This window comes from Bacillus arachidis (genome assembly GCF_030285945.1).
GTDB lineage: Bacteria > Bacillota > Bacilli > Bacillales > Bacillaceae_G > Bacillus_A > Bacillus_A arachidis.
Genome location: NZ_CP127376.1, coordinates 682,639 through 694,754, shown reverse-complemented (window position 1 = coordinate 694,754; position 12,116 = coordinate 682,639). Strand labels below are relative to the sequence as shown.

Sequence of the window (12,116 nt, the reverse complement as noted above, 5' to 3'; positions counted from 1 at the left end):
TTTTTCAATCAAATATTTACTATAAAACCTCAACATATGAAGGATTAGCAGTTATATAGTTTCCTGATTTTAGCTTATACATTTTTGAACCATTTACAGTTAACGTTTCCACAACAGTGAACACATCACCTTTTTTCACAGTACCAGCCTTTGCATTCCAATCAGGTTGATTATAATAATATAATTCTTCAGCTTTCACACGAATTAAGAATGTTTTCTTCTGTAATCCAAATGCCTTTACTAAGCCATTTACATGCCCTCTTGCAAGTTGTTCTCTAAATGTTGCATTACCTAATTTTTGTGCATCTTCTGCTCGATCAATAAACCCATTTTCAGTTAATACTGCTGGCATATTCGTTTCTCTTAACACATGGAAATTACTCGTTTTAACTCCTCTATCATAAAGGTCAGTTGTTTTCATAATTTCTTGATGAATTACATTTTGGTAAGTCGTAGTTGGTGCTCCTGCATTTGGATAACTATAATCTTCATAGCCAGTGCCACCACCACTATTAATATGTACAGATAAGAAAAAGTCTGCTCCCCAATTATTTGCATCAGTTGTTCGCTGCGTTAACGTAGGGTATACATCACTCGTACGACTCATTTTAAGTTCATAACCTGTATACTCTGCATTTAAAATGTTACGAATACGTGTTGCAATATCTAATGTTAAGTCTTTTTCTCTTAAACCATTCCCAATCGCTCCTGTATCCGTTCCGCCATGACCTGGATCAAGATAAATCTTAACTGTCTCCGCACTTGCATGTGTAGTTGGTATAGCAAAATACATACATGCTACACATAATAAAACAATACTACCTTTCACAAAAGCTGATAATTTTTTCAATGCTGTCACTTACTTTACTCTCCCTTTGCGTATGGATTTACAAATATTCCCTACATTCTAAGTCTACTAGACTCTACATCCTCTTCCTAAAAAAGGATTTCAATTAAACTATTAAACTATCACTATTCTTATTAATCCTTTTGAATTTTACTCAAAATAAAAAACAAAATCAATATATAATTTTGTTTTTTATAAATAATTATTATTTTAGATTCAAAATTAGTAAAATCTTGAAATATATGTATTTATTCACGTTAAAAAAAGGGGTAAACTCTATTTGTCTCTATATTTTAAAAATATATTTTTATCATGTTTCATAAGTTTATTACTTCCGATTTTTATTTACTATATTTAAAAATTCCTATTGTTCTTTTTTACTTTTCAGTAATAATCGTATTCGAATACTACGCATTGTAATTTGTTGAAACTCCTCTTTCTTCTATACCAATCATCTTGATACAATTTTCCCCCATCAACATGGATATTTTTATTTAGCACCTTATTTCAACATACATCTCAAGATTTCACCGTCAATTTCCCTCTCTTAATAATCCATAATGCATTGTACTTTTTAACAAAACAGGAAAAAATATAAGCGCAGTGAGTACATGCCCTATAATAGAAAAATAATCGACTACTAACTCTTTTATTCGTGCCCAGATAAAGATAAAGAATGGAATAATAAAAATATCTATCGCAATTAAAAATGGCGTTACTTTTGTTTCTTTCTTTTTAATAAAAGAAAGAAACCCTATCTTATAATTAGAAATGCCAATAATCTTGTGTAAAAGCTATAACTCTTCACTCATTTTTTAAAATGCATAAACACCAACTATATCTCGACAATTTCCTCGGAAATATTCCTATTCCCTACAACATTTGATAGACACTTCATGACTTAAAAAGAAATGTTATTACAGGTATCTGTTGTTATTTTCAGTATCGTTGCAACATATTTATAGGAATTTTTAACCATCTAAATAACAAAAAAATCACAACTCAAACAAATGAGTTGTGATTTTTTATTATATGTTTATTTCTCTTGTGTTTTTTCCCAATCAGCTAAGAATTTCTCAATTCCTTGATCTGTTAACGGATGTTTCACTAATGCTCCGATTACATTCGCTGGAATTGTTGCGATGTGTGCGCCATTTAATGCTGCGTCAGTTACGTGAACACTATGACGTACAGATGCTGCAATAATTTCTGTTTCAATACCGTGAATTGCAAAAATCTCAGCAATTTGGCGAATTAAGTCCATACCATTATGACCAATATCATCTAAGCGACCTAAGAATGGAGATACATATGTTGCACCAGCACGTGCTGCAAGTAATGCTTGTACTGCAGAGAACACTAATGTAACGTTTGTACGAATTCCTAAATCTGAGAATGCTTTTACTGCTTTTAATCCTTCTTTTGTCATTGGAACTTTTACAACAACGTTTGGAGCGATTTTTGCTAATTCTTTTCCTTCTTCAATCATTTTATCTGCTTCTAGGCTAATAACCTCCGCACTTACGGGTCCTTCTACAACATTGCAAATTTCACGAATGCGTTCATGGAAATCCACGCCTTCTTTTGCTACAAGTGATGGGTTTGTTGTTACGCCTGCTAATACACCTAGTTCATTTGCTTCTTTGATCTCGTTAATATTTGCTGTATCAATAAAAAATTTCATTTGTTATTCTTCCTTCCTAAATGTAAGTTTATATTTTATTTTTTCTTAATAAGCTCTAATTCAATCGGAATGAATTTTTCCACTTTTTTACCTTGGGTCACTTGTTTTGCTGTTTCCATCGCTTTCTCTCCGATTAATTCTGGTTTTTGTGCAACAGTTGCTGCCATACGTCCCTCATTAACCGCTTTTACAGCATCGTCCGTTGCATCAAATCCAACAACAGCCACATCTGTTTTTCCAGCAGATTTTAATGCTTCAAGTGCGCCTAATGCCATTTCATCATTATGAGCAAATACTGCTTTAATATCGCTATTGGCTTGTAAAATATTCTCCATAACGGATAATCCTTTGGCACGGTCAAAATCAGCAGCTTGCTTAGCAGTAACTTTTAACCCCTTATCAGCTACTTTATGGAATCCTTTCCCACGCTCACGTGCAGCAGATGATCCAGGAATTCCTTCTAGCTCAGCAACGCTTGCCCCTTCACCAATAAGTTCATGAATGTATTCGCCTGCCATTTTGCCACCTTCGATATTATCTGAAGCAATATGAGAAACAACTTTCCCTGAGTTTGCAACACGGTCTACTGTAATAACAGGAATATTCGCCGCATTTGCTGCACTCACTGCTGAAGCAACCGCATCTGAATCTGTTGGGTTAATAACAACTACATCAACGCCTTTTTGAATTAAATCTTCGACATCATTTGTTTGCTTCGCTGCATCATTTTGTGCATCAACAGCAATCAATTCGATACCACTTTCTTTCGCTTTTTTTTCTGCACCTTTTTTCAATGTGACGAAAAATGGATTATTTAAAGTGGAAACAGAAAATCCAACTTTAATAGTTTTATTTCTCCCTTTTTCGCCAGAATCCTTTGCCCATTCCGGTGGTTCCATTGAACATCCGGCAGTAATTACCATGATAAATGCAACGAGCATAAGCAACCATTTTTTCATGAATTGTCCCTCCATTACGCTTCTTTTCGACGATCAATTAATACAGCAAGTAAGATAACAAGCCCTTTGACAACTTGTTGGAAGAAAGAAGATACCCCTAATAAATTTAAGCCGTTGTTTAATACACCGATAATAAGTACACCGATGAATGTACCAACAATCCATCCTCTTCCGCCCGAAAGACTTGTTCCTCCTAAAACAACTGCAGCAATTGCATCTAATTCGTAAGAAGAACCAGCAGTTGGCTGTGCAGAATCTAAGCGCGATGTTAACACAATACCTGCAAGCGCTGCCAAAATACCAGAAAGACCGTAAATCATTATTTTTATTCTCGTTACATTAATACCTGATAGTGCCGCTGCCTCTTCATTCCCACCAATTGCAAAAGTACGGCGACCAAATGTTGTTTTCTTTAAAATAAAGTACAGAACTGCGAAAGCAATCATCATCGTTACAGCTGGTACAGGAATACCAAGGAAATAACCACGACCAAACATTTGAAACATTAAGTGATCACCAAGGCCAGTGATCGGACGTCCGTCCATGTAAACAAGCGTGAGCCCTCGGAAAATGGTCATTGTTGCTAATGTCGCAATAAATGGTGCCACTTTTCCTTTTGTAATAATGATACCGTTTACAATCCCCATTACAAGACCTGCTAACAATCCAATCGCCATTGCAAGGAACGGATCCATGCCACTTGCCATCATTCCAGCAACAAGTGCACTTGATAATGCTAAAATAGAACCTACCGATAAGTCAATACCCCCAGTTAAAATAACGAAGGTCATTCCAAATGCAATGAGTGCATTAATCGATACTTGTCGCAAAATATTAAATAAATTGGGAATCTCAATAAAAGCTGGATTTAATGCTGTAATAACTACAATAATCAGTACCAATCCAATTAAAGAACCTAGCTGCTGCAATATATTTCCCTTTTTAGCCATACCTTACTCTCCCCCTGTAGCTAATGCCATAATGGACTCTTGTGTTGCTTTATCTTTCTCTAAAATACCGCCTACTTTTCCCTCATGAATAACAAGGACTCGATCGCTCATCCCTAATACTTCTGGAAGTTCAGATGAAACCATAATAACGGCATCTCCTTGATTTGTAAGCTTGTTCATAATAGAATAAATTTCTTTTTTTGCTCCAACATCAACCCCTCGAGTTGGTTCATCTAAAATTAACAGCTGTGGATGGATTCCTATCCATTTTGCAATCACAACTTTTTGTTGATTCCCACCAGAAAGCGATTTGACAGCTTGTTCTCCATTTGCCGCTTTTACATTAAGGAGCTTCATCATGTCCTCTGTAAACTGTGCTTCTGCCCCATTATCCATCACACTACCTTTTGAAAGGCTCTCTAAATTTGGCAATGCTAAATTTTCACGAATTGAAAAATCTAATACAAGCCCTTCTGATTTTCTATCCTCTGTAATAAAGGCAATTCGCTGCCGTATTGCATCAATTGGGCTATCAATTTTTACCTCTCGACCGTTCATAAATATTTGGCCTGAGTCTAACGGTTCATGTCCAAATATTGCTTTCATAATATCTGTACGCCCTGCTCCCATTAATCCAGCAACACCGAGAATTTCCCCTCTTCTCACTTGAAACGAAATATTTTCGAACTTTCCTTTTTTCGTTCCGTTGCGCATTTCAAAGATGACTTCGCCAATCTTAGCATCGCGCTCTGGATAACGTTCTCCAATGCTACGGCCAACCATCATACTTACGACTTCATCAAATGATGTTTCAGGAATTAACCGTGTTCCAACATATTCTCCATCACGTAAAATTGTAATGGCGTCACAGATTGAAAAAATTTCTTCCATGCGATGCGAAATATAAACGAACGATACACCTTCTTTACGTAATTTATTAATAACCGTAAAGAGCGTTTCAATTTCGCGGTCCGTTAATGCTGCTGTCGGCTCGTCCATAATAATAACGCTCGCATTTGTCATTAAAGCTTTACCAATTTCAATAATTTGCTGTTGCCCAACTGATAATTCCCCGGCAAGCATAGCCCCTTTTACGTGAAGTCCTAAACTTGCTAATTGGCTCTCTGCGATGTCATTCATTTGACGTGTACGCAGTATGCCTGTTTTCCCATACATAAGCTCTTTTCCAAGAAACATATTTTCAGCAACTGTTAAATTCGGTAATATATTCAGTTCTTGATGAATAAAAGCAATCCCATACTCTTCTGCTTCTTTTGCATTTTTAAATATGCGTTCTTTTCCATCAATTATGACTTGGCCAGTATCTTTGGTGTACACACCTGTTAAAATCTTCATAAGCGTTGATTTACCCGCTCCATTTTCCCCCATCAGTGCATGGACTTCTCCTGTTTCAATGCTAAACTGTGCATTTTTCAAAACAGGATTACCATTGAACGCTTTTGAAATATTTGTCATTCCAATACGCATTCTCATCACATCCCTTTATTAAAAAATCACGCCTGCGTGTAAAATAATGTTCGCATATGGCGTTGCTTCTCCGGTACGAATAATGGCCTTTGCCCGTTTTGTACGTTCTTTAAACTGTTCATGCGATACATATTCAAAAGCGGCTTCTTTTAAACGCGCCTCAACTTCTTTATTTATTTCTGCGTTATTCATGGTGATTTCTTCTGCTAATGTTACTTTTTCGATTGCCATATCATCTATCAAAACTTGTAACACATCTAGAAAAGATGGTTTTCCAAGCTCTACCGCTAAATCAATTCGTTTCACACCATCAGGAATCGGTAAGCCACAATCCGCAATCACAACTGTATCCGTGTGCCCAAGTGATGCCAGTACCGCGGCAATTTCACTATTTAATACACCATGCTTCTTCATCTAACAATCACCTGCACTTCTCTAAGTCTCTCCCTTGTTGGCATACCACCTTGTGCACCAAGCTTTGTTACAGAAAGACCGCCCGCAATATTTGCAAAGCGAATTGCTTTTTCAAGTGTTTCTCCTTCAGAAAGCGCGACCGCTAACGCACCATTAAATGTGTCACCCGCTCCTGTTGTATCCACTACTTCTACAGAAATACTTGGAACATGAACAATTCCTGTACCATTATGGAAGCGAACTCCTTTTCCACCTTCTGTCATCAGTAACTTATTTGGGTATTTCGCAAGTAATTCTTCAATTGGTGACGTAAAATCATCTAATACAATGCGGCACTCATGCTCATTCGGTGTAATGTACGTTGCCTTCTCCAAAATATTTGCTGGTAATACTTGTGCTGGAGCCGGATTTAACATAACTGGAACTTTATGTTCTGCGCAAATATCAAGAACATATTCCACTGTTTCTAACGGAATTTCCAGCTGAAGGACAACCATATCAGCTTTTACAAGAAGATCTTTTGCTCGGTCTACAATTTGTTGATTTACAAGACGATTTGCTCCTTGCACAACGACAATGCTGTTATCTTCCTCTGCTAACACAATATGCGCAATTCCTGTCGTTTCATCTGTAACCGGTACCACATAGTCGATAAAAACACATTCATTTTCTAAGTTTTTTCTAACTACTTTACCGTAAGCATCTTCTCCTACAGCTCCAATCATCGCCACATTCGCACCTAATCTAGCTGCAGCAACAGCTTGGTTAGCTCCTTTTCCTCCTGGCACCGTATGAAATGCTTCGCCAATTACTGTTTCTCCTGCTTTTGGTCGCTTTTTTGAAACAGCGACTAAATCCATTGAAATACTACCGACTACTGCAATGTTTGGCATATATCTCATCTCCTTACTTCGTTGTATTTCGTTCTATAATTTCAATCGGTAAACGATAATGTCCTGTTTCTAATTTATTTCCTTCCATCTGTTCTAGCAATAATTCCGTTGCAATTCGTCCCATTTCATAAATAGGTTGCGCAACTGTCGTAATAGATGGATACATCATTTCTGTAAATGAAATACCATCAAATCCAATGATTTGTAAATCATTTGGAATAGAAATCCCCTGTTGTAACGCCGCTTTTACTGCACCAATTGCAATCAAATCATTTCCGGCTACAATACCATCAATGTGCGGGTGCACTGCTAACAATTCCATTGTCACGCGTTCGCTATCTGCTGGATCAAACGTACTCTCTGTAATCATATAAGAAAGTCCATGTTGTGTAATAACATCTACAAAACCCTCAAAACGCTCATTTGCCGTACTCACATCACGCGGACCACGAATATGAGCAATATGTTTACAGCCTTTTTCTAACAATAACTTTGTTGCCGCCTGACTTCCCGCATAGTTATCAGCATACACTGTAGGTATTCTCTCATTAAACATGCGATCAATTGCAACAACTGGCACGGAAAGGTTCATGTAATTCACACTATTTTGTGGATTCGTAGCTACAATAAATCCATCTACATTATTTTGTCTAAGCACATCAATATATTGTTTCTCTTTTTCTAAACTTTCGTCAGAGTTACAAAGTACAACTGTGTATCCTTGTTTATGCGCTACATCCTCTACGGCACGTGCAACTTCTGGAAAAAATGGATTCACAATGTTCGGAACGACTAAACCAATTAAACGAGACTTTTTATTATATAGAGAACGTGCTACTGTGCTCGGTTTATAATCCAGCATTTCAATTGCTCGCTCTACCTTTTTTAATGTATCTTCATGAACATATCCATTTTTATTTAACACTCTGGAAACAGTCGCAACAGATACTCCCGCTAATTTTGCAACGTCTTTAATTGTACTCATTTTCTTCCCTCTCCATTCCATGTAACCGTTTACAGAAAATAATATAACTCATTTATAAAAATACGTCAATCATTTATAACTAAAAAAGATTATATGTTATACACTAAAAAAGCATCACCATAAGGCGATGCTTTTTTCTTATTATGAGTAAGATACTTTTGTATCTTTTTCTTCTACTTCAGTAGCAGGTTCTTCTGCACCTTTTTTACGATCAGAAAGCTTAATTTTTTGTAAGAAGATTGTAAATACGGCACCAACTATGATAAATACTAATCCTGTTAGGAATACACTATGAAGTGAATCCACTAAAGATGTTTTCAAAATTGGCACAATGCTATTTGAGAATGCTTCTGGCATTTGTTTTAATGCTTCTGGGCTAAATAGCATAGAATATAAACCTTGTGGATCTGTATGAATCATATCTTTAAACTTTGTCACCATTTGTCCTGCTTCTGCTGGGAATGTATCTAGTACAGGAACTAATTTATTTGTCAATGTTGTACCTGACGTATTATTCATGATGGAGCCTAAAATCGTAATCCCGAACGTCCCACCGATTTGACGGAAGAACTGACTTGAAGATGTTACAACTCCAAGATCCTTTTTCGGGAAACTTTCTTGTAATGCTAATGTTAATGTCGGCATTACAAGCCCCATTCCTAAACCAATAATCATCATATATGATGTTGCAATAAGTTTAGTTGTATGCATATCCATTGTTGTTAATAACCAAAAACCGCCAGCCATAATGAGCATACCTGTAATAATTTGTGGTTTTACGCCTACCTTTAATACAAGCTGACCACCAATAATACTCATCACAATCATCGTAACCATCATTGGTGTCATTATCGTTCCAGATTCAGCAGCACTTACGCCAACAATTCCTTGCATAAAGAATGGAACGAACATAATTGCACCAAACATTCCAATACTCATAAAGAAACCAATTGCATTTAATAGTGTAAATGTACGGTTTTTAAAGAAATGGATCGGCAAAATTGGCTCTTCTGCCTTTGTTTCCACAATAATGAAACTTACAATACCAATGACAGCCAGTGTAAATAATCCAATGATTTGCCAAGAACCCCACGCATAGTCTTTCCCACCGAATGTTAATGCAAGTAATAAACTTACAACACCAAGAATCATTGTGAAAATACCAGCAATATCGATTTTAATTGGTCCCGTTTGTTTATGTGATTTTAATCCCATTGCGATAAAGATTGTCGCTAAAATACCAACTGGTAAGTTAATATAGAATACCCATCTCCAGTTAACAGCATCAACAATCCAGCCACCAACTTGCGGTCCGATTACAGAAGCAAGGCCATATAATGCACCAAAAATCCCTTGCCATTTTGCACGTTCTTTTCCTGTAAACATATCCCCGATAATAATCATTGCCATTGGCATCATAATACCGCCACCAAGACCTTGAATACCGCGGAAGATAATTAATTCTGTCATACCATTTGCCATACCACAAAGTGCTGAACCAACCATAAAGATGATAAGCCCTGTTATATATACGTTACGACGTCCTAATAAGTCAGCTAACTTACCTGCAATTGGTACAACTGTTGTTGATGTTAGCATATATGCTGTTGTTAACCATGTCATTAAGCTTAATCCGCCTAATTCTCCAACAATACGCGGCATCGCTGTGCCGACAATTGTTCCATCTAATGCAGCGAATAACATTGCAATAACTAAACCAATTAACAACAGCTTTCTATTTTGATTTGCTTGTTGCTCCATGTAATCTCCTCAATTCTTTTTAGTTTGTCTCTATTTCCTCAGATGCCCCGCAAATAATTGTCTCTATTTTTTCAAATAAGCGTAATAAATCTTCTCTTTCTTGTAAATCTAATTGTGAGAAGTATTTCGCAATATGCTGATTTCGAGCGATCATTGCCTCTTCTAATACATCTTTCCCCTTCTTCGTCAGCTCAATTACAACAACACGGCGATCATCTTTATCATGGTAGCGCAGTACCAACTCTTGCTCGATTAACCGATCAATCATTACTGTAATTGCACTTGGTTTCACATACATTTTCTTCGCCAATTTTGTTGCTCTTGATGCACCATAATGGTCTAAAATTTTTAAAATATAAAACTGCGGTGGTGTAAGTCCTGATGCTTGCATTTGTTCTAGTAACTCCGTTTGCATTTTCTTTCCTATAGAAAATGCTAAAGCTTGGATTCTATCAATATGAGTCATATCATTTGGCATGTTATCCACCTCTTATTTAAGCAATAAAATATTTAACGTTTTTAAATATTAAACCTTATAATTAATTTCGTCAATATTTTTATTTTGTAAAAACGTTTACAATTTTGTCACAAAGTTGTATAATTTGTGACGAAGTTAATAGCGAAGGTCATGGAGAATTAGAGTATACGACTATGAAACATAGAAAGAGCACCCTTCTATGTTTCATAGTCTTTTTTGTTTGCCATGGTATTAAACGCTTACAATAATAGAGGAGGATTTTTAGCAATGTTTCTGACTAATTTATTTAAACCTGCGCCGCATACAGAACGATTGCCTGCTGATCGCGTCGATAGCGAATACCGTAAACTGCGCTTGCAAGTGTTTTTAGGCATTTTTATTGGTTATGCAGGTTACTATCTTGTTCGCAAAAACTTTTCACTGGCAATGCCTTATCTTGTTGAACAAGGATTCAGTAAAGGTGAACTTGGTATTATCCTTTCTGCCGTATCCATTGCATATGGCTTAAGCAAGTTCATTATGGGAATTGTATCCGACCGTTGTAACCCCCGCTACTTCTTAGCAGCAGGACTATTTTTATCCGGTATCATTAATATTATTTTCGGTTCGTTTTCTTTTATTACAACAAGCATTTTACTCATGTTTGTTCTGCAATTCTTAAACGGATGGGTACAAGGTATGGGGTGGCCTCCATGTGGTCGTACGATGGTTCATTGGTTCTCTATTAGTGAACGTGGTACAAAAATGTCTATTTGGAATGTTGCTCATAACGTCGGTGGAGCACTTATGCCGTCCCTTGTTACATTAGGGCTATATTTATTCGCTAATGATTGGAAAAGTGTATTTTACTTCCCAGGTATTCTTTCAATTTTAGTTGGGATTTATGTACTAATTACAATGCGTGATACACCTCAATCTTGCGGATTACCATCAATTGAGGAACATACAGGAGAATATCCAGCAGATGAAAAAGTAAAAGATCGTGAGCGTGAGCTTTCGGTAAAGGAAATTTTATTCAAATATGTACTGAACAATAAGTTTTTATGGTACATTGCTATTGCTAACGTATTCGTATATTTTGTACGCTATGGTGTTGTGGACTGGGCACCTACTTATTTAGTAGAGGAAAAAAGCTTTACTCATAGTAGCTCTCGTACAGCTTACGCTCTATATGAATGGGCTGGGATTCCGGGGACACTTCTTTGTGGGTGGATGAGTGATAAACTCTTTAAAGGACGCCGTGCCCCTGCTGGTATTTTATTCATGGTTGGTGTATTCATTGCTGTTCTTGTTTATTGGTTAAACCCAGCTGGCCACCCAATCATCGATAGTATCGCACTTGTAGCAATTGGCTTCTTAATCTATGGACCAGTTATGTTAATTGGACTACATGCACTTGACTTAGCTCCGAAAAAAGCAGCTGGAACAGCAGCTGGTTTAACAGGATTCTTCGGCTATCTTGGCGGAGCATCATTCGCTAGTGCTGCGATGGGCTTTATCGTAGATGCTTTCGGATGGGACGGCGGTTTCATTCTATTACTTGCATCTTGTGTGCTTGCGATTGTATTCCTTGCACTTACTTTAAATACAGGATCGTCAAAATCTCAGCAAGCATAAAGTGAAACTTTAATCAGTGGAAACAACAGCTGAAATAAAA

Annotated in this window: 12 protein-coding genes; 1 reads left to right on the top strand and 11 read right to left on the bottom strand. The window is 36.8% G+C overall.

The window, feature by feature from the left end:
* Positions 1-19 precede the first annotated feature (19 nt).
* The 11 genes from QRY57_RS05145 to QRY57_RS05100 all read right to left on the bottom strand — a co-directional run bounded on the left by QRY57_RS05145 (position 20) and on the right by QRY57_RS05100 (position 10,459).
* Positions 20-859 (bottom strand): N-acetylmuramoyl-L-alanine amidase, encoded by an 840-nt coding sequence (locus tag QRY57_RS05145; RefSeq protein WP_286016814.1) that lies wholly within the window; start codon positions 857-859, stop codon positions 20-22.
* Positions 860-1,380: 521 nt separating this feature from the next.
* Positions 1,381-1,587 carry a hypothetical protein gene (locus QRY57_RS27280; protein WP_490715735.1) on the bottom strand — a complete coding sequence of 69 codons (207 nt, stop codon included), beginning with the start codon at positions 1,585-1,587 and terminating at the stop codon, positions 1,381-1,383.
* Between the two features lie 296 nt (positions 1,588-1,883).
* Positions 1,884-2,531 (bottom strand): fructose-6-phosphate aldolase, encoded by a 648-nt coding sequence (gene fsa, locus QRY57_RS05140; protein ID WP_026592936.1) that lies wholly within the window; start codon positions 2,529-2,531, stop codon positions 1,884-1,886.
* A 35-nt stretch (positions 2,532-2,566) separates the two neighbouring features.
* Positions 2,567-3,490 (bottom strand): ribose ABC transporter substrate-binding protein RbsB, encoded by a 924-nt coding sequence (rbsB, locus tag QRY57_RS05135; protein ID WP_090694181.1) that lies wholly within the window; start codon positions 3,488-3,490, stop codon positions 2,567-2,569.
* Positions 3,491-3,504: 14 nt separating this feature from the next.
* Positions 3,505-4,440 carry an ABC transporter permease subunit gene (locus QRY57_RS05130; protein WP_026592934.1) on the bottom strand — a complete coding sequence of 312 codons (936 nt, stop codon included), beginning with the start codon at positions 4,438-4,440 and terminating at the stop codon, positions 3,505-3,507.
* Between the two features lie 3 nt (positions 4,441-4,443).
* Entirely contained in the window at positions 4,444-5,928 is a 1,485-nt protein-coding gene (locus QRY57_RS05125) for a sugar ABC transporter ATP-binding protein (protein WP_286016813.1), read from the bottom strand.
* A gap of 18 nt (positions 5,929-5,946) precedes the next feature.
* Positions 5,947-6,342 carry a D-ribose pyranase gene (gene rbsD, locus QRY57_RS05120; RefSeq protein ID WP_026592932.1) on the bottom strand — a complete coding sequence of 132 codons (396 nt, stop codon included), beginning with the start codon at positions 6,340-6,342 and terminating at the stop codon, positions 5,947-5,949.
* Positions 6,339-7,235: a ribokinase gene (rbsK, locus tag QRY57_RS05115; protein WP_286016812.1), complete on the bottom strand. Its 897-nt coding sequence runs from the start codon at positions 7,233-7,235 to the stop codon at positions 6,339-6,341. Before rbsK ends, rbsD begins: the two co-directional genes overlap by 4 nt.
* A gap of 13 nt (positions 7,236-7,248) precedes the next feature.
* Positions 7,249-8,220 carry a LacI family DNA-binding transcriptional regulator gene (locus QRY57_RS05110; RefSeq protein ID WP_286016811.1) on the bottom strand — a complete coding sequence of 324 codons (972 nt, stop codon included), beginning with the start codon at positions 8,218-8,220 and terminating at the stop codon, positions 7,249-7,251.
* Between the two features lie 141 nt (positions 8,221-8,361).
* Positions 8,362-9,981: an MDR family MFS transporter gene (locus QRY57_RS05105; RefSeq protein WP_026592929.1), complete on the bottom strand. Its 1,620-nt coding sequence runs from the start codon at positions 9,979-9,981 to the stop codon at positions 8,362-8,364.
* 19 nt (positions 9,982-10,000) lie between these two features.
* The gene (locus QRY57_RS05100) at positions 10,001-10,459 is read right to left on the bottom strand and encodes a MarR family winged helix-turn-helix transcriptional regulator (protein WP_026592928.1); all 459 of its coding nucleotides are present in this window, start codon (positions 10,457-10,459) and stop codon (positions 10,001-10,003) included.
* A gap of 267 nt (positions 10,460-10,726) precedes the next feature.
* On the opposite strand from QRY57_RS05100, the gene glpT reads away from it, so the two are divergent.
* Positions 10,727-12,076 (top strand): glycerol-3-phosphate transporter, encoded by a 1,350-nt coding sequence (gene glpT / locus QRY57_RS05095; RefSeq protein ID WP_026592927.1) that lies wholly within the window; start codon positions 10,727-10,729, stop codon positions 12,074-12,076.
* Positions 12,077-12,116: the final 40 nt, after the last annotated feature.